Annotated in this window: 16 protein-coding genes; 11 read left to right on the top strand and 5 right to left on the bottom strand. The window is 38.6% G+C overall.

The features are described from left to right. Nucleotides 1-192: 192 nt before the first annotated feature. From HY841_15780 to HY841_15765, 4 genes are all read left to right on the top strand, one after another. A complete protein-coding gene (locus HY841_15780; protein ID MBI4932219.1) occupies nt 193-2,868 on the top strand; it encodes a hypothetical protein in 2,676 nt (891 codons plus the stop codon). A 69-nt stretch (nt 2,869-2,937) separates the two neighbouring features. Then, complete coding sequence (locus HY841_15775; protein MBI4932218.1) at nt 2,938-4,521, top strand: T9SS type A sorting domain-containing protein; 1,584 nt, start codon at nt 2,938-2,940, stop codon at nt 4,519-4,521. Between the two features lie 6 nt (nt 4,522-4,527). Then, entirely contained in the window at nt 4,528-5,784 is a 1,257-nt protein-coding gene (locus tag HY841_15770) for a T9SS type A sorting domain-containing protein (protein MBI4932217.1), read from the top strand. A gap of 68 nt (nt 5,785-5,852) precedes the next feature. Next, complete coding sequence (locus HY841_15765; GenBank protein ID MBI4932216.1) at nt 5,853-7,265, top strand: T9SS type A sorting domain-containing protein; 1,413 nt, start codon at nt 5,853-5,855, stop codon at nt 7,263-7,265. 41 nt (nt 7,266-7,306) lie between these two features. Here the strand turns inward: HY841_15765 and HY841_15760 are convergent, their stop codons facing one another. Further along, a complete protein-coding gene (locus tag HY841_15760) occupies nt 7,307-8,152 on the bottom strand; it encodes a GntR family transcriptional regulator (protein MBI4932215.1) in 846 nt (281 codons plus the stop codon). A 74-nt stretch (nt 8,153-8,226) separates the two neighbouring features. Continuing rightward, nucleotides 8,227-8,556 carry a septum formation initiator family protein gene (locus HY841_15755; GenBank protein MBI4932214.1) on the bottom strand — a complete coding sequence of 110 codons (330 nt, stop codon included), beginning with the start codon at nt 8,554-8,556 and terminating at the stop codon, nt 8,227-8,229. A 73-nt stretch (nt 8,557-8,629) separates the two neighbouring features. Here HY841_15755 and HY841_15750 point away from each other — a divergent pair, with 73 nt between their 5' ends. The 5 genes from HY841_15750 (at nt 8,630) to HY841_15730 (ending at nt 14,323) form a co-directional block, all read left to right on the top strand. After that, nucleotides 8,630-9,373: a L,D-transpeptidase family protein gene (locus HY841_15750; protein MBI4932213.1), complete on the top strand. Its 744-nt coding sequence runs from the start codon at nt 8,630-8,632 to the stop codon at nt 9,371-9,373. Nucleotides 9,374-9,502: 129 nt separating this feature from the next. Next, a complete protein-coding gene (locus HY841_15745) occupies nt 9,503-13,240 on the top strand; it encodes a gliding motility-associated C-terminal domain-containing protein (protein ID MBI4932212.1) in 3,738 nt (1,245 codons plus the stop codon). A gap of 222 nt (nt 13,241-13,462) precedes the next feature. Then, the gene (locus HY841_15740) at nt 13,463-13,660 is read left to right on the top strand and encodes a hypothetical protein (protein MBI4932211.1); all 198 of its coding nucleotides are present in this window, start codon (nt 13,463-13,465) and stop codon (nt 13,658-13,660) included. A 78-nt stretch (nt 13,661-13,738) separates the two neighbouring features. After that, on the top strand, nt 13,739-13,894 hold the full coding sequence (locus HY841_15735) for a hypothetical protein (protein MBI4932210.1): 156 nt from the start codon (nt 13,739-13,741) through the stop codon (nt 13,892-13,894). Nucleotides 13,895-13,897: 3 nt separating this feature from the next. Further along, nucleotides 13,898-14,323: a hypothetical protein gene (locus HY841_15730; protein MBI4932209.1), complete on the top strand. Its 426-nt coding sequence runs from the start codon at nt 13,898-13,900 to the stop codon at nt 14,321-14,323. A gap of 213 nt (nt 14,324-14,536) precedes the next feature. Here the strand turns inward: HY841_15730 and HY841_15725 are convergent, their stop codons facing one another. The 3 genes from HY841_15725 to HY841_15715 form a co-directional block, all read right to left on the bottom strand. After that, nucleotides 14,537-15,352, bottom strand: a complete 816-nt coding sequence (locus HY841_15725; GenBank protein ID MBI4932208.1) for a hypothetical protein — start codon at nt 15,350-15,352, stop codon at nt 14,537-14,539. A gap of 11 nt (nt 15,353-15,363) precedes the next feature. Beyond that, entirely contained in the window at nt 15,364-15,600 is a 237-nt protein-coding gene (locus HY841_15720) for a hypothetical protein (GenBank protein ID MBI4932207.1), read from the bottom strand. A 333-nt stretch (nt 15,601-15,933) separates the two neighbouring features. Beyond that, nucleotides 15,934-16,872, bottom strand: coding sequence for an IS1595 family transposase (locus HY841_15715; GenBank protein ID MBI4932206.1), 939 nt, complete (start codon nt 16,870-16,872; stop codon nt 15,934-15,936). Between the two features lie 89 nt (nt 16,873-16,961). Between HY841_15715 and HY841_15710 the strand changes: the two genes are divergently transcribed. Together HY841_15710 and HY841_15705 are read left to right on the top strand one after the other, a co-directional pair. Continuing rightward, nucleotides 16,962-17,393 (top strand): transposase, encoded by a 432-nt coding sequence (locus tag HY841_15710; GenBank protein ID MBI4932205.1) that lies wholly within the window; start codon nt 16,962-16,964, stop codon nt 17,391-17,393. 72 nt (nt 17,394-17,465) lie between these two features. Next, the gene (locus HY841_15705) at nt 17,466-18,371 is read left to right on the top strand and encodes a P63C domain-containing protein (protein MBI4932204.1); all 906 of its coding nucleotides are present in this window, start codon (nt 17,466-17,468) and stop codon (nt 18,369-18,371) included. Nucleotides 18,372-18,541 lie beyond the last annotated feature (170 nt).

Below are 18,541 nucleotides of genomic sequence, written 5' to 3'. Positions count from 1 at the left end.
TGCAAAAGAAGGTTACTACAGTTTATCGGCAAACTACAAACGATTAAAACTTTATGAAACCGCTGTATGCGTCTAAGCATGTACAGTGGTGTGAGAGGTGGCGAAGTTACTTTGTACCTTCGCTTCCTACTTTAATTGTTAGGTGCAAATGAATAGTATATCTTTGTCGGAACACTTCTAATCTTTGGCTGAATGAAAATAAAATTACTTTTTTCTTCTTTGTTTTTTGTTTGCTGCTTTGCAAATGCCCAGTACACCAAGCTCCTTGATTTCGCGGGCGCCACCAACGGAAAATATCCTAAAGGCGATCTTATTTCTGATGGCACTTTTCTCTATGGAATGACCAGTATCGGAGGCACAAATAATCTGGGAACCATTTTTAAAATAAAACCCAACGGAACAGGATATGTTAAGCTGCTTGATTTTGCAGGCGCCACTAACGGAAGTTCTCCTTTTGGCTCTCTTTTTTCTGACGGCACTTTTCTTTATGGAATGACTAATCTGGGCGGCATAAATGGAATAGGATGCATCTTTAAAATTAAACCCGATGGCACGGGGTATCTCAAACTGCTTGATTTCAATAATACAAACGGAAGCAGTCCGGATGCCTCTTTTATTTCTGACGGCACTTTTCTTTATGGAACAACTAAGAGTGGCGGAACAAATGGTCTTGGAACCGTTTTCAAGATAAAACCCGATGGAACCGGCTTTGCCACACTGCTTAATTTTTCAGGTGCTGTAAATGGAAGCAATCCTCGCGGCACGCTTTATTCTGATGGAACATTCTTGTATGGAATGACGGAGCAGGGCGGAACAAGTTCCATTGGTGTCATCTTTAAGATAAAACCCGATGGCACAGGATATGTTAAGCTCCTTAACTTTACCGGGCTGGCAAACGGAAGATACCCTGCCGGATCTTTTATTTCTGACGGAACCTTTCTCTATGGAATGGCAAATCAGGGCGGAGCCAATAATCTTGGGTGCATCTTTAAAATAAAACCGGATGGAACGGGCTTTGCCAAGATGCATGATTTTGCAATTGCTCCTGACGGAAACCTTCCCTATGGTTCTCTTAAATCTGACGGCACGTTTTTCTATGGAATGACTTATTCCGGAGGAACCGGCAGTAAGGGAACCATCTTTAAAATAAAACCCGCTGGAACAGGATATGCTGTACTGCTCAGCTTCTCTGGTGTTGCAAACGGAAGTAATCCTTACGGTTCTTTTTATTTTTCCGCAGGGTATCTCTACGGAATGAATTACAGTGGCGGAGCAAACAACAGCGGAACAGTATTTAAGTTTTATACCCTTCTCATAGACAATGTGAATGCATCCATGGTGAATTGCTTTGGCGGCAACAACGGAACTGCTGCCGCTACTGTGAGTGGCGGCATTTCACCTTATGTGTATTTATGGAATACAACACCCGCACAAACCACTCAAACGGCAACCGGACTTACAGCAGGAAATTATACAGTTACCGTTACAGATGCAAACATCAGTACAACAACTGCAACCGTTGCCATCACGCAGCCAACCGTGCTTGTTGCCAATGCTGGAGCGGGAAAAACAATTTGCAGCGGTTCAAGTACTACCATAGGCGGTGCTGCAAGCGGAGGAACTTCTCCCTATACGTATGTATGGAGTCCTGCGGCAAGTTTAAATTCTTCTACGGCAGTTAATCCAACAGCCAGTCCAACGGTTACTACTACATATACTGAAACTGTGACTGACAGCAAAGGTTGTACGGCATCGAAGACAGTGACGGTAACAGTGAATAACCTTTCGTCAAATCCTACTTCTGCTTCGGCATCTACCGGAACAATTTGCAAAGGGAGTTCGGTCACAGTAACTGTTAATGGCGGGTCGCTGGGCACAGGCGCATCGTGGAAATGGTACAGCGCTACCTGCGGCACAACGCTTGCGGGAACCGGAAGTTCAATAACCGTTGCTCCCACCACCACAAAAACATATTATGTAAGAGCAGAAGGAACCTGCAACACTACCACCTGCGCTTCAGTGACGGTGACTGTTTCAAGTCCTTCAGTAACTGTTTCAAAAACCAATGTGAGTTGCAGCGGTGGAAGCAACGGCAGCGCAACAGCAACTCCGTCAGGGGGAATAACTCCTTATTCTTATTTGTGGAGTAACTTAGGCACTGCTTCTCAAATCTCAAATCTCACTTCTCAAATCTATACTGTAACCATTACCGATGCAATCGGCTGCACCACTTCATCCACGGTTTCTATTTCACAACCAGCTGCACTTTCGGCAAGCATGAGTGTTACGGATGCTTCTTCCTGCAGCTCAAGTGATGGCAGCGCATCGGCAACTGTTTCCGGAGGTACTTCGCCTTACACCTACTCGTGGAGTCCATCCGGACAAACTTCACAAACTGCGACAGGCCTGCCTGCCGACACTTTTATTGTATCTGTTTCCGATTTTGCCGGATGCCTTTTGTCTGATACAGCCATTGTAAGTTGCATTACCGGAATTACATCTTCTGCTATGCAGGATTTTATTCAGGTTTATCCAAATCCCACAAACGGAAAGTTTAATGTGCAATGGCTAATGGCTAATGGAAATACATCAACCATCAACCCCGTAGGAAACAATTCCAACGGGGTAAACCATCAACCATTAACCATTGAAGTTTACAATGTGTATGGAGAAAAAGTGTACAGTAGTCAGTTGCCAAATACAACCACTAACAACTATCCACTACCTGCCCGTCCGGCAGGCGGGTCAACTAACATCGATTTGAGCGAAGCGAACAATGGAATTTATTTTCTGCAAATCAAAACAGAGCCCCGAAGGGGTAGAGACCTACAGGGGAGTGTGGTGAAAAAAATAATTATTCAAAAATAAACCCCGTAGGATAAACCCGTTGAACTACGAGTGAAAAATAAAAACCAATATCCAACGGGGTAAAATACAATGAAAAAACTTTACGTGGTTGTTTTGTTTGCCTTTGCTTGCAATTTTATTAATGGACAGTCACAGCAGATCACTTTTTCAAAGGCGCTTTTTTACTATACATTTTATTCAGTTACTACAACAAATGATAATGGCTACTTGGCTGTAGGAACAGGAGACAGTGCATATAATGATGATGGATTTATCATGAAGATAGATTCGGTAGGGAATTATTTATGGAGCAAAAAGATTGGTGGAAGCGGAACAGATGGGTTTTATTCTGTTGTGCCAACCAGAGATTTCGGATATATTTTGTGCGGATATACATACAGCATTCCATTTACAAATGGCAATGACGATATGTTTATAGTAAAAATAAATTCTATCGGAGATACAATATGGTCGAGAACATTTGGGAATACTGGTAGTGATGTAGCTACTTCCTGCCAGCAAACAAATGATAATGGGTATATTATTGGAGGCAGTTATAACGGAAATATTTGCGTAATAAAATTAGATTCATTAGGTAATTTGATTTGGAATAAATCATTTAGTGGCAGCGGTGTAGAAGTATGCAATACAATAAAACAAACTTCTGATAGCGGATACGTCTTGATTGGCACTACAAATAGTTTTAGTTCTTCTTTCGCAGATGAAATATGCCTTCTGAAATTGTCTTCTGCGGGAACTCTTTTATGGGCAAAAAGATATGGCTATGGTTACGCTAATTATGGGCATGACTTTGAGCTTACTAATAACGGAATTGTTTGTTATGTTGATCCTTCTTGGACTAATTCACAAACTGCTCTTATGAAAACTGACTATTCAGGAAACTTATTATGGATAAAAAGTTATGATAATATTTATCCTATGATGAGTGGACCCACATTCCTAAAAATGTGTATGACAAAAGATAGCGGATTTGTTTTTTTTACAAGTACCCAGATTGCTGGTGGTGGGGATTATTATGTTAAAACTGACTCATCAGGCAATACTGAATGGGTTGGCTCTGCTCTATTGATGCTTCATGATGTAGTTGCTGCAAATGACACAGGAGTGGTTCTTGTGGGTGAAGGTCCGCTTTTTGGAAGCAGAATGATGAATAGCTATAGTGAAGGAGGAATAATAAAGACAGATTCATCTGGCAATACAAATACAAATTGGTGTGCAGGAGCAACTATCGGAACAAATTCAGTTCCAAGTATAGGAGTTAATAATGCTCCTTTTGTTACATCTACAGGAGGAATATTAAAAAATGTTTCACCTATTATTGTCGTTTCTGGTATTAATTATGGAGATGGCTGTGTTTCAATTATTGGAGGAGTACCAGAAAATAATTTAGAAGACAATACTTCCATTTCCCCCAATCCCACCAGCGGCATCTTCTCGATTCAATCTTCAGAAAAAATTTCAGCCGTTGAAATAATGAATGTGCTGGGAGCAAAAGTGTATTCACTTAACCCCGTAGGAAACAATTCCAACGGGGTAAATCACTTACTCACTCACTCACTTATTGACTTAAGTTCTCAGCCAAGCGGAATTTATTTTTTGCAAATCAAAACGGATGAAGGAAGTGCAACTAAAAAACTAATAATTCAAAAATAAGCTACAATGAAAAAACTTTCCGCGGTTGTTTTGCTTGTTCTTTTTTGCGCAATTGCAAAAGGACAAAATACATGGACTCAGAAAACAAATTTTGGAGGAACTGCCCGCTATGGCGCAACGGGATTTTCCATTGGTAATTATGGATACATCGGATTGGGATGGGATGGCAGCGCATATCAAAATGATTTCTGGCAATATGATCCTTCCAATGATACATGGACACAGAAAGCAAATTTTGCAGGAGCAGGGCGAATGACTTCCGGCTTTGCAATAGGCACAATGGGCTATGTCGGGTTAGGACAAAACGGAAATGTATATACTGATTTCTGGCAATACGACCCTTCTAATAATTCATGGGTGCAGAAAGCAAATTTTCCGGGCGCGGCAAGATATGCCTTTTCAGGATTTGCCATTGGCGCTAAAGGATACCTCGGTCTTGGAACATCAAGTTCTTCCGGACCTATGTATAATGACTTTTATGAATATGATCCTTTCAATGATACATGGACTCAAAAAACTTCTTTTCCCGGTGCTGTTCGAACTGCTCCGGCAGGATTTGCGATTGGGCAGAAGGCATGGCTTGGAATGGGAAGCGACATTACTATAGGCGCCACGTATTCTGATTGGTATATGTATGACCAATCAACAGATTCATGGACACAGAAAGCAAATTTCCCGGGGCTGCCTCGTACAGGTTTTGTATCCTTCTCAATCGGTAATAACGGATACATAGGAACAGGCGGCAACTTTACTTCCTCCATTTATTACAATGATTTCTGGGAATATTTTCCTGCCTTTGATTCATGGACGCAAAGAGCTTCTCTGCCGGCATCTGTAAGATGGGGTGGTGTTGGATTTTTTATCGGCACAGATGGGTATTTAGGAACCGGCAACACCAGCAGCAGCGGGCCTTATACAAATGATTTCTGGAAGTATACTACCAAAGAGAATGATGTTGCAGTTAATGAATTGAATAATCAAATACAAATTTCTGTTTATCCTAATCCATTTAGCGGAATCGTCACTATCCACTCCTCAGAAAAAATATCATCTATTGAAATAATGAATGTGCTGGGAGAAAAAGTGTATTCGCTTAACCCCGTAGGAAACAATTCCAACGGGGTAAATCACTTACTCGCTCACTCACTTATTGACTTAAGTTCTCAGCCCAGCGGAGTTTACTTTCTGCAAATCAAAACGGAGCCACGAAGGGGTGGAGACCCACAGGGGAGTGTGGTGAAGAAAATTATTATTCAAAAATAAACCCGTAGGATAAACCCGTTGAACTACGAGTGAAAAATAAAAACCAATATCCAACGGGGTAAAATACAATGAAAAAACTTTACGCAATTATTTTGTTTGTATTTATTGGTACAATAGCAAATGCCCAATACACCAAGATACTCGATTTTGCTGGCACAGCAAATGGACAAAATCCTCAAAGCGATCTTATTGCTGATGGCACTTTTCTCTATGGAATGGCAAAAAATGGCGGCACAAATAATCTGGGAGTACTCTTTAAAATAAAGCCCGATGGAAGCGGGTATGCCAACCTGCTTGATTTTGCTGGAACAATAAACGGAAGTTATCCTCGCGGCTTTCTTATTTCTGACGGAACCTTTCTTTATGGAATGACAGAGCAAGGAGGCACAAGCGGTTATGGAACCATCTTTAAAATAAAACCCGATGGAAGCGGGTATTCCAAATTGTTGGACTTCTTAGGAACAAATGGAAGTTATCCTACTGGCTCTCTTATTTCTGATGGTACTTTTCTCTATGGAATGACCTATAGTGGCGGCACAAACAGCATTGGAATCATTTTTAAAATAAAGCCCGATGGAACGGGGTTTGTCAAACTGCTTGATTTTGCAGGAACAACAAACGGAAGTAATCCTCGCGGATCTCTTATTTCTGACGGTACCTTTCTCTATGGAATGACAACTCAAGGTGGCACCAGTGGCTATGGAGTAGTATTTAAAATAATGTCCGATGGCAGCGGGTATTCCAAACTTCTTGATTTTTCAGGCACAGCAAACGGAAGCACTCCTTATGGCTCTCTTATTTCTGACGGAACATTTTTGTATGGGATGACAGCTGATGGCGGCATAAACGGTTGGGGAGTTGTTTTTAAAATAAAACCCGATGGAAGCGGCTATGCCGACTTGCACGATTTCGCATCCGGTGCAAACGGAAAAAATCCTCGCGGTTCTCTTATTTCTGACGGAACCTTTCTTTACGGAATGACAAATACTGGTGGCACAAACAATATGGGAGTGTTCTTTAAAATAAAGCCCGATGGGACAGCATATTCCAAACTGCTTGATTTCAGTAGTACAAACGGAAGTATTCCTTATGGCTCTCTTATTTTTGATGGCAACTTTCTCTATGGAATGGCTGAAACTGGCGGCACAAACAATATGGGAACCGTATTTAAGTATCAACCATCAGGAGTGGGCGTGATAGAGAACACTGTGGAAACCGATTTTATGATTTTTCCCAACCCCAGCAATGGAATCTTTACCATTGAATCCTCAGAAAAAATTTCAGCAGTAGAAATAATGAATGTGCTGGGAGAGAAAGTTTCTGAGTTGATGAGTTCGGGAGTTAATGAGTTAAACTCAACAACTCAGCCACTCAATCACTCAACAACTCTTAATCTTTCTTCTAAGCCCAGCGGAGTTTGTTTTTTGCAAATTAAAACAGAGACGGGAAATGCTGTGAAGAAAATTGTGATTCAGAAATAGTTTGGCTATTATGAATAACTATTAATGATTAACTTTTTCTGTTATCTTTTTTCATCAGGTATTTTTATCCCCTTGTCGGTGATTGCAATGTGTCTGTCTTTAAACAATGCCCCCACTGCTTTCTTATATGTCTTTTTGCTGACTCCAAAAAGTTTGTAAATTATTTCCGAAGGGCTTTTATCTGTAACCGCAATGAAACCCCCTTCTCTTTTCAGTTTGTCAAGAATGAGTGTTGAAATATCATTCACTTTTTCATAGCCTGGTTTGTGCAGGATGAGGTCAATCTTTCCATCGTCACGCACTTTATTGACAAACCCCTTTATTTTCTCTCCGATGGCAAGCGGTTGAAACACTTCTCCTTTGTAGAGCAGACCCGAGTCCGTATTATTAATAATGGCTTTGTAGCCAAGATCGGTTTGCTGGCAAATAAGCAAATCCACTTGCTGCCCTTCCTGATAAGTGCCGGGAGTTTTTTTTAAAAACTTATCGAGCTTGGCAGAACCAACAATCCTTTTTGTTAATTCATCAACATATAAATATACAACATAAGTTTCTCCTTCTGTCATTGGAAGTTTTTGCTCGCTGAACGGAACCAGAAGATCTTTCTGCAGTCCCAGATCCAGAAACGCTCCTATAGAACTTGCCGATTTAACCAGCAGCGCGGCAAAATCACCCACCATGGCGAACGGTGTTTCTGTGGTGGCAATAATCCTGTCTTCTGAATCAAAATAAATAAATACATCTATCGTATCATTGATCTGGCAGTCGTTTGGCACATATCTGCGTGGCAAAAGTATTTCATTGTATTCATCACCTCCGTCAAGATAAACTCCAAAATCAACATGTTTCACAACGCGCAGTTGATTTATCTTTCCAATTTCTATCATGAGCAGTTTTTTATAAGCAGATTTTCTTTTTGGTTGGGATTGAAAATATTTCCCTCGGAGCGGATGAAAAAAAATCAGCGGGTATTCTTAATGCTGTCTTTTACGATGACAAAAATTTCTTCATTATCCTTTTTCATCAGGTATTTTTCACGGGCAAATTTTTCGAGGTTGGCAGGATTTGTTTTTAATTCATTTATTTCCCCACTGCTTTTTGTAATTTCTTCCTGGTAGTAATTTTTTTCTTCCTGCAGTTGATGTAATTTTTTTCTCAACTGGTGCTGGGAAAGAACATCATCTTTATCAAAGAAAACCACCCAGGCGATTATGGCAAGAAGAGAAATAAAATATTTATTGATGAAGAAAGACCCAATTGCTTTCCACAATTTTTTTCTGCTCTTTGCCATGAAACAAAAATATCGTACAAAGCAATCTTTTTAAGTGAGAATCGTTATACTTGTAAACAAAATTGCTAACAAGATGAAAACACTCCTCTTATCTTCGCTCATTATTTTTTCTTCCGCATTCATGACAGACGATTTTAAATCACAGCAGCAGAAATTCCCCAGAGTGAAAACTGCGTATGAAGAAAAGGAAAAACTTGTGAAAGAATTATTTTCCTCCAAAGGCGTGGAACTTTCTTCAGCGAATATTTTTATACGCGTGTTTAAGAAAGAAGCGCAATTGGAAATATGGGCGAAGCCATTCAAGGATGAAAAATATCAGCTGATAAAAACATATTCTATTTGTTCTTCTTCCGGTGATCTGGGTCCGAAAAGGAAACAAGGTGACGGGCAGGTGCCTGAAGGTTTTTATGAGATTGACCGGTTCAATCCTTCCAGCAATTTTTATTTATCGCTGGGCGTGAGTTATCCGAATGCTTCTGATAAAATTCTTGGCGGGAAAGGAAACCTTGGCGGAGATATTTTCATTCATGGCAACTGTGTTACCATCGGCTGCATGCCGCTAACGGATGATAAAATAAAAGAGGTTTACCTGATGGCGGTGGAAGCAAAATCAAACGGACAAACAAAAATTCCAGTTCATATCTTTCCGTTCAGAATGAATGAAACAAACATGAAATCGTATGAAGAAAAATATAAAGAGGACTCCGTAATGATTTCTTTCTGGAAAAACATTCAAAAGGGCTTTGACCATTTCGAGAACAATAAAATGCTGCCTGCTGTTTCAGTTCAAAAAAGTGGAGAGTATATATTCAAATAATTGCGCCATAAATAGCGCATATTTCATTCTTTTCTTTGGTTTCTAATTAATTGCTAAAAAAAATTGCAGAAACGTAATTTTTTCACTTCCTTTGGGCAACCATTTAATAAGTATGCGTCTTAATAATACATGAGAATCCTTGTTCAATTATTCTCTCTCCTTCTCCTGACGGATACTGAATTTATTTTTGCCCAGGCGAACAAAGAAATTCCGTCATCAGTTTCAAAACTTTTCTTTGACGAAAATAAAAACCAGTGGCCTGCGCAGGTAAAGTTTCACGCAGAGATTCCCGGAGGAAATTTATTTCTTGAAAACAATACGCTTACGTATCTTCTTTCCGAAAATGTTGACTTCCACGGATTCGGGAAAACAAAGATGGAGCCCATTACCGTTCACTATCATGCCTGGAAAGTAAAATTTGAGAATAGTAATCCCGCTGTGCAGATAAAAGGAGACAATCAATATTCTTTTGTAAATAATTATTATCATGGCAATGACTCTTCACGATGGGCTGAGAATGTAAAAATGTTTGAGAAAGTGAAATATGAAAACATTTATGATAACATTGATGTAAACTTTTATGCATCCGATATGCATCTGAAATATGATTTCATTGTTAATCCAGGCGGGGATTATAATAATATCCAAATGTCTTATGACGGAGCTGACTCATTGTATCTTTCATACGGGCATTTCTACATCAAAACAAGTTTAGGAATGGTGATCGAGCAAAAGCCCTATGCGTATCAGAAAATAAATGGAGAGAAAAAAGAAATCCCCTGCAACTATGTTCTGAACCTGAATGACAACCAGCTTGGCTTTTCTGTTGGCAATTATGACAAATCACTTCCATTGATAATTGACCCCACACTTATTGCCGCTACTTATTCAGGTTCACCAGCTGATCACTGGGGTTTCACCGCAACTTACGATGCAGCCGGAAATATTTATTCGGCAGGAGTAGCTTGTTCTGCCGGTTATCCGACAACAGTGGGAGCATCGCAAGCAACATTTGGTGGAGGAGGAGCTGGAGGTTCAGGTTATCCATTTGACATTGCAATCATAAAATATAATCCAACCGGAACTACCCGCCTTTTTGCAACTTATTACGGAGGTGCTGATAACGAACAGCCGCACAGCATGTTTGTCAATGCCAACAATGAATTGTATGTTGTAGGCAGAACATGGTCGGCAAATTTCCCGACTACCGCAGGCGCTTATGATCAGTCACTGAACGGAGGAGGGGATATAATCGTTGGCAAGTTTAATACACTTGGTGGATTGCTTGCATCCACGTTTATTGGTGGTTCAGGTGATGATGGAGTAAATTATAATGCTGGGTTTTATACATTCGGGATGACAAAATTCAGTTATGCGGATGATGGCAGAAGTGAAATTATTTTAGATAACGCAAGCAATGTATACATAGCCGCATCCACACAATCTTCAAACTTTCCTACAACTGCAGGCGCATACGATGCAACGTTGGGTGGACCTCAGGATGGATGCGTTTTCAAAATGAACAGTAATCTTTCTGCTCTTTCTTTCAGCACTTATTTGGGCGGAAGCAATTATGACGGAGCATACGGATTGAAACTCGATGCTGCGGGCAATGTATATGTAACAGGAGGAACCACCAGCAATAATTTTCCCACTACGGCCGGTGTAATTCATACAACTTTTCAGGGAGGTACTACAGATGGTTTTATCTCGGAACTGAACAGCACAGGAACTTCTCTGCTCGCTTCCACATTTTTAGGGACAGCTTCTGATGATCAATCTTACTTTTTGGAAAAAGACGCAAGTAATAATGTGTATGTATTTGGATTAACACGCGGTGCATACCAGACAACAGCGGGAGTTTATAAAAATGCAAATAGCGCGCAATTCATTCATAAACTCAATAGCTCATTGACAACAACTGTTTTTTCTACTGTTGTCGGAACAGGTTCTCTGAATCCGAATATTTCTCCCACAGCATTTTTGGTTGACAGCTGTGAAAGCATTTACATTGCAGGATGGGGAAGATGTTCACAGTTTCAAAACCCAAATCCTAATACTGTAACCGGAATGCCCATTACCGCCAACGCGCAGCAACCAACTACAGATGGCTGCGATTTTTATTTCATGGTTCTTACTCCTGACGCAAAGTCGCTCTGGTATGCAACTTTTTATGGCGAGAACGGTGGCTTTGAACCCGACCATGTGGATGGAGGAACAAGCCGTTTCGACAGAAGAGCTTTCATCTATCAATCCGTTTGCGGAAGTTGCGGAGGCACGAGCGGTTTTCCTACTACTCCAGGCGCATGGTCAAGCACAAATAACAGCAGCAACTGCAACAATGCTGTAGTGAAAATGGATGTGAGCATTCATCCTATTGCTGTTGCTATTCTGAATGGTCCCAATGCCGGTTGCGCGCCTTTTACAGCATCATTCACAAATACCGGCAGCGCTGCTTCCAGCTTCATCTGGAATTTTGGTGATGGAAGTCCGATAGATACGATTACTTCTCCTTCGCATACGTACACAGCGGTAGGAACATTTACGGTTACATTGTATGCAATAGATTCGCTCGGAGTTTGCGCGTATATTGATTCTGCCAAGCTGGTAATTTCAGTTGGTCAGCCGCCTGCACTTCAAATGTCTCAAACAAGTCTTTTATGTTTTGGAACAAGTAATGGAACTGCAACAGTCACTACAACAGGAGGATTGAATCCGCTAACCTATCTCTGGTCGCCTGGCGGTCAAACAACTTCAGCCGCTACGGGACTTTCAGGAGCAACTTACTCAGTAACAGTAACCGATAATCTTGGCTGCAGCGCCACAAATACGATTACAGTTAATGAACCTCCTCCAGTCACAGGAAGTATTATCAATTCTATAAATGTAAGCTGTTTCGGAGGGAATGACGGTTCTGCAACCGCAAGCGGAAGCGGAGGCACAGGCGCAATTACGTATTCATGGACTACAATTCCTACGCAAACAAGCCTTGTTGCAAGTAATCTGATAGCAGGAAATTATTCTGTAACAATGACCGATGCGAATGGGTGTGCAATAACTGATAATATAATAATCACCCAACCTCCCGGAATGAATCTCACAAGTATTTCAACGGATGCCGGCTGTGGGGTAAGTAATGGAACTGCAACTATCAGTTCATCGGGAGGCACATTGCCTTACACCTATCTCTGGCTAACATCGCCCGTTCAAACAACCACTACTGCAACAGGTCTATCGGTTGGAACTTATACGGTGATTGTTACAGATGGTAAAGGTTGCAATCAACCACTATCTGTTTCTGTCGGAGGAGTTTTAGCTCCTGCAGCAGATTTTTATTTTAATCCCGACATTGTTTCGTACCTGAATCCGCTGGTTGCGTTTACCGATGCTTCTGTTGGAAATCCATTTGTGTGGTTCTGGAATTTTGGAGATGTAATTTCCGGTGCAAATAATTCTTCTACTCTTGAGAATCCAATGCATATATTTTCAGATACCGGAACCTACTGCATCACACTTATTATTCACGATTCAACCCACGTGTGCAGAGACACCATTGTTAAATGCCTGAAAGTGGAAGCCGACTTTACTTTTTATATTCCAAATTGCTTCACCCCGAATAATGACGGCATTAACGAAATGTTTTTTGGATACGGAACATACATTAAGGAATTTCACATTATGATTTTTGACCGCTGGGGTAATTTGATTTTTGAATCGCATGACATCAACAAAGGATGGGATGGAAAAGTTCAGGGTGGAAACAGTCATCAGCTTGTTCAGGAAGATGTATATGTCTGGAAAGTGAATCTGGTTGATGTGCATAATCAACCTCACCAATACATCGGGCATGTCAGTAAGGTGCGATAAGCGATATCCTTATTCTTTCTTTGTTATCTTAAAAATAAACAGAATGGTGTTAAGAACAAATGCAATTACATCCCCGTAAACCCAATTTACATAAAATGAAAATGAGTTTACATCTTTAACTTTTGCGTTTACGTGGAAATAAAATGAGATGCATTCTTTGTAAACTCAGTTTCTTTCTTTCACATTCCGCTACTCACCAATAAAAACGCTGAAACTGAAGATGTGCTCTCAAAAGTTAAAAATGTAGCAGTGCCTGCCAAACACGTTACTTCTGTATTTATAGATGTAGATTCAAAAGTCACCGATGTAACCGCAGTTTATTTCCATGTAACATCAGTTGCATTCCGCGTAATGTCATTTTCATTCCGCGTAAACTCAAGCGCGCGCTATTTTTCACTTTCAATTGTTAAAGAATGTTAAACGCCTTTCATCCTGGAATAATTGGCACACGGTTTGGTTTATCCTGTGAATTAAAACTGCACTAAAACAAAAATTGAAATGAAAATAAGATTACAACATGCTGCTGAAAAAGCTAAAGAGCTTCGCCCTATGAATATTGGGATTAGAAATCCTTCCGCTCCGATGTTCCGCAAAATGCTTAATGACGTGATGGAGTGTGTGATGGATAAGGAAAATTTGAAAGGAGGTATATAGACCATGGCAAGAAAAAAAAGAGTTCGTGTAAAGATTCCGCGCAACGCGGCAAAGCTGATTGAACTGGCTATGAATATTTTGAAGCATAAAGCAAGCGCAACAGGCAATGCAGGCGCAGCCGCGAGCAACCCGCTGGCAAGTATAGATATGGATGAGCTTATGCGTAAGACAACTGTATCGGATACTGAGCACACACTCGCTCTTCAATTGAAAAAAGACAGCGAGACCGCTATTGATTTGCGCAACCATGCTTTAGGAATTGCTAAAGACCAGTTGAGTTCTACCGATAGCACCGTTTATTTTTTCGTGAAGGCGATTCGTGATGTGTTGCTGGGCGTTTACAAGGGACAGGAGCATAAGCTTGGCGATTATGGATTTGAGGTTGACGAAAGTCCGAAGCGTTCAAGCACTGCGCCTGCTGCTAAGTAAGGCATAAAGAAAACCCTCCGAAGTACAGTAAGAGGGTTTTTCTTTTTTGTGCAAGCCGGTTATGCGAACCCGCTTGCTGAAATTAATGCAATGTCTTTTCAACTACTTTCTGAGTCAATGCTTGCCCTTACTGATAGTTTGGTTGGGCAACTATATACGAGTTAGACCAAAGGGAAAATGAATTGAAATAAATCGAATAGAACAGAAATAAAATTACTCACTGATTTCAACAATATATTCTATTGCAAATAAATCTAAATCATCATATACTTTTTTAATAGTATATACATCTTCTGCTGTAATTTTTCTTTCAGAAACAAATTTTTTGATATTTATTACATTTATTTTTCCTTTCCCATGTATTCTAAATTCTTTCATGTGATACCTTAATGCTTTATCAAGCATAACCTCAAATGATTGTTCTATTGCGGGTACATTCATGTGTGAATTAACAAATAATGCCCTTGCTCCCATTCCAACTGCTATTTCATAATATCTTCTAAATTCTTTTTCTTCTTCTGTATTATATAGTTCTCTAAACTCAGTTTCAAAATATCCAGCAGAACACAAATTAGAGATATTAACTCCTCTTGTACCGAATTTATTTCTAATATCTTTTTTATAGATAAAAATATTGTTGCCTTTTTTAGCTTCATAGCGCAAATACAAGGACATTTTGAGTGCGCCATAATCATCTTTAGTTAAAATATCAGAATAAAATTGAAGAATATTTTTATCGGAATTATTTGATACATATTCAATATAAGAATTTAAAATTTCTTTTTTTGAATCCTTGAATCCAAGTCCTCCATCTTCTTTGACTTTTCTGATTATTTCAAGTAAAAGAGATTTATCTCTTATCTCTAAATCGGGAACGACAATTTTTAATATTCCTCTCTTTTCATCATAGGAATAAGTGCTATCTTGTTGAGCTTCTTGAGAAGTTCCATCTACGTCCAAAAAAATAACAACCCCCTTTTTATAGGCAAGTTCTTTTATTCTTTCAAGAGTAAACTTTGCAGAGGACATTGGAAGGGGAATTAATATTTACCCTCTGCTAACTTTATGATGGAATATAAATCATCTTTAATAAAAATTTCCGACCCTTTTTTAAATCCGCCAAATTCTCTTGAATCTATTTCTTCTCCTTCGGGTGTGAGAACGGGGTCTCCATTAGATTCAATAATTATTCCATCTTCATTAATAGATTTCCCAAATGCCTCCAATATTAATGGAAGGGATTTTTCTGTAAATAATAATTTAGGCGTGGTGTTCATGTATTAGTTGTTGCAGAAGCTATTATTGTAAAGATAGAAAAGTTTGCAAATGTAACAATATTACTATATGAAATATTTTTTATATAGGATTTTTTCAACAATTCAAATGTATATAAATCATGTTATCCTAAACGTAATTATTTGTTAAATATTTTATGTAACAATTTTAACACAATAATAATGCCTAATATACCTTCAAAACATGATATTTCTCGATATGATATAGAATTGTTATCAATTCAGACACTAAAATATCTTATTACTTATTCGAAAAAATGTTACGACAAATAAACTTATACACGGATAGGTATTGATTTTGAAAAGAAAGATTAATTACTTTTTCGCAATCAATTCCGCATACTTCAATCTTCTGCCATTGCTTTTTGACATTGCAAAATTAAATCTGTCCTCCTCCGTTAAGCTTCTTGTATTGTAACGGAAAGAAAATTCATCACAATATTTTTGCAGGTGCTTTTTACTTGCATAGTGATAAATACCTATAATTCCTCTTTTCAGGATTGAGAAAAATCCCTCAATAGTATTAGTGTAAGCATCTCCTCTTACATATTCTCCCTGCGCATGATTGACAACAAAATGCTTATAATGTTCTTGTAATATTTTATATGCGTAAAGAGAATCAGTTACCATAACAGAATTGCCCTCAACTCTGCGTCTGATAATCGGTATTAAATCTTCATGTCCTCTGCTATTAACTGTTTTTAGATATACAAGTCCCCTGTTACGCTCTACAATGCCAAAGACCATAGTTTTATTGTCGGGTTCTCCTGCCGCTTCTTTTAATCTGTATTCATGTCTTTGCCAAGCGTGTTTGTTATGAATCTTTCCACCAACAAAAGTTTCATCTGCTTCAACTGTTCCCTGAAACGCTTGTGGATTTTTTTCTTTGAGCATAGTACGGATGCGATGCAATACAAACCACGCGCTCTTTTGAGTGATGCCTAAGTCCCTGCTAAGTTGTAAAGAAGAAATTCCTTTCTTGTGAGAGGAAAGTAAATACATAGCGATAAACCATTTTTGAAGAGGGATTTTTGTATTCTCATAGATAGTTCCCACAGTTGCGTTATATTTTTTTCTGCAAGTTTTATTTGCGCACTTGTAAGTTTTTCCGTCTTTGAATTTATAATGTTTCTTGCTTTTGCAGAACGGACAAACTGGAACACCGTTCCATCTTAATTCTTCTAAGTGTTTCCTACATACTTCTTCGCTTGAAAAAGTTGTCAGAAGGTCGGAAATGTTTTTAAAGTTTTTCATAGTGTATCTTTTTGTTTGATATAGTAAAGATAATATAAATATCAATATGTCATAGATAGTGGTAAGATAAAGTTATTAACAATGGTAAAATGATGTATTTTTACATTACATTTGTCATTGATAAAGGTAAGATGACACTAAAAGACATATATAAACGATTCCCAAGAGAGAGAGATTGTATTTCCTTTTTTGAGCATATTATCTGGAACGACAAACCAGTATGTCCTTATTGTAAGCATCACTCTTATTCGGCAATGAAAAAAGAAGATAGATACCATTGTAATAATTGCGATACTTCTTATAGCGTAACAGTAGGAACAATATTTAAAAAAACCAAAATTGATTTACGCAAATGGCTGTTTGCGATTTATGAGTTAAATGCTAATCCAGATACAAGCGCAAGGGAACTCGCAAAAAAAATCGGAGTAACAAAAGATTCTGCATGGCTAATGACAAAAAAGATAACAAGAGGGCATTTAGAATCAAAAGATTTGCTACAACGAATCATAGACAATCTTTAAAAACAATAAAATTAGACCAGTCCCAAAGTAGGCACTTTTAGTAAAAATATCAAAGCAAATAACTAATTATCAATGAGTAAGCATCAGTCCCAAGATTCAAAAAAAGAAAATGAAATTCCCTCAACGGATTTTGTAGGGAAAATAAAAATAAAAGGGTTGGATATTCCTTGCGCTGTTTTATATCCTGATACTAATCCGACTTCTGTAATAGTTCAAAGGGAAATTGTCGGATTACTTACAGGAAATAAAAAAGGTGGTTTTGAAAGATATTTAAAACCACAAAACTTACAGGGTTATTTACCCGAACAATTTAAGGGGAAACCCTTATCAGAAAGCGTAATCACCTTCAACTTTAATGGAAGGACTGCACAAGGATTTAAGGGAAGCGATTTGATAGACATCTGTAAGATGTATATGCAAGCAAAGATGGATGGAAATCTTTTAGAGAATCAATATAAACTTGCGGAAGAATCACAAATAATAGTTTTTGCTTTTGCTAAAACTGGAGTGGATGCTGTTATTTATGAAGCAACAGGATTTGAATTATTCAAGGATAGATTTACTTTTAATCGGCTATTAGAAAAATATATTGATGATGAGATAAAGCAATGGTATAAAAAATTTCCTGATAAGTTTTATCAATTAATTTTTAAACTGAACGGATGGGCATGGGAAGAAGATAGCATGAAAAGAAAACCAAGTGTTATAGGCAGATGGACTAACGAAATAGTTTATTCTCGTTTTCCAAAGGGAATTTTAGGAAAACTACAAGACAAAAATCCTATGACTGAAAATGGTTATAGAAAATATAAACACCATCAACTACTAACAGACATAGGGAATGATGAATTGAAAGAATATATTTCAAATGCAATATTCTTAATGGAATCCTGCGCCAACTGGTCAAAATTTAAAAGAGCATTAGCAAGAGCAACAGGAAGAGAATATCAGGGTGATATGTTCGAAGATTTAGGATAAAATATTATGGACGAGGTCGAAGACGGTCTCATTAGCCGAAAAAACACAGAGTGCAATTCTGTGTCTTAGATGAAGTGTGAGAAACTTTAACTTGTCCGACTTATTGCAAATGTACGAATTACTAATTTTGCAGAATGAGGAAAAATAAAAAAGATATTACTTTGAAAGTA

It is taken from the genome of Bacteroidota bacterium, from assembly GCA_016213405.1.
Lineage (GTDB): Bacteria > Bacteroidota > Bacteroidia > Palsa-948 > Palsa-948 > Palsa-948.
This window is presented reverse-complemented; position numbering and strand designations above follow the sequence as displayed.

Bases quoted from the DNA above. Each gene is read 5' to 3' on its own strand.
- HY841_15725 (MBI4932208.1), bottom strand. From the start codon at position 15,352: ATGTCCTCTGCAAAGTTTACTCTTGAAAGAATAAAAGAACTTGCCTAT.
- HY841_15770 (MBI4932217.1), top strand. From the start codon at position 4,528: ATGAAAAAACTTTCCGCGGTTGTTTTGCTTGTTCTTTTTTGCGCAATT.
- HY841_15735 (MBI4932210.1), top strand. From the start codon at position 13,739: ATGAAAATAAGATTACAACATGCTGCTGAAAAAGCTAAAGAGCTTCGC.
- HY841_15750 (MBI4932213.1), top strand. From the start codon at position 8,630: ATGAAAACACTCCTCTTATCTTCGCTCATTATTTTTTCTTCCGCATTC.
- HY841_15755 (MBI4932214.1), bottom strand. From the start codon at position 8,556: ATGGCAAAGAGCAGAAAAAAATTGTGGAAAGCAATTGGGTCTTTCTTC.
- HY841_15780 (MBI4932219.1), top strand. From the start codon at position 193: ATGAAAATAAAATTACTTTTTTCTTCTTTGTTTTTTGTTTGCTGCTTT.
- HY841_15730 (MBI4932209.1), top strand. From the start codon at position 13,898: ATGGCAAGAAAAAAAAGAGTTCGTGTAAAGATTCCGCGCAACGCGGCA.
- HY841_15720 (MBI4932207.1), bottom strand. From the start codon at position 15,600: ATGAACACCACGCCTAAATTATTATTTACAGAAAAATCCCTTCCATTA.
- HY841_15705 (MBI4932204.1), top strand. From the start codon at position 17,466: ATGAGTAAGCATCAGTCCCAAGATTCAAAAAAAGAAAATGAAATTCCC.
- HY841_15715 (MBI4932206.1), bottom strand. From the start codon at position 16,872: ATGAAAAACTTTAAAAACATTTCCGACCTTCTGACAACTTTTTCAAGC.
- HY841_15775 (MBI4932218.1), top strand. From the start codon at position 2,938: ATGAAAAAACTTTACGTGGTTGTTTTGTTTGCCTTTGCTTGCAATTTT.
- HY841_15710 (MBI4932205.1), top strand. From the start codon at position 16,962: ATGATGTATTTTTACATTACATTTGTCATTGATAAAGGTAAGATGACA.
- HY841_15760 (MBI4932215.1), bottom strand. From the start codon at position 8,152: ATGATAGAAATTGGAAAGATAAATCAACTGCGCGTTGTGAAACATGTT.
- HY841_15765 (MBI4932216.1), top strand. From the start codon at position 5,853: ATGAAAAAACTTTACGCAATTATTTTGTTTGTATTTATTGGTACAATA.
- HY841_15745 (MBI4932212.1), top strand. From the start codon at position 9,503: ATGAGAATCCTTGTTCAATTATTCTCTCTCCTTCTCCTGACGGATACT.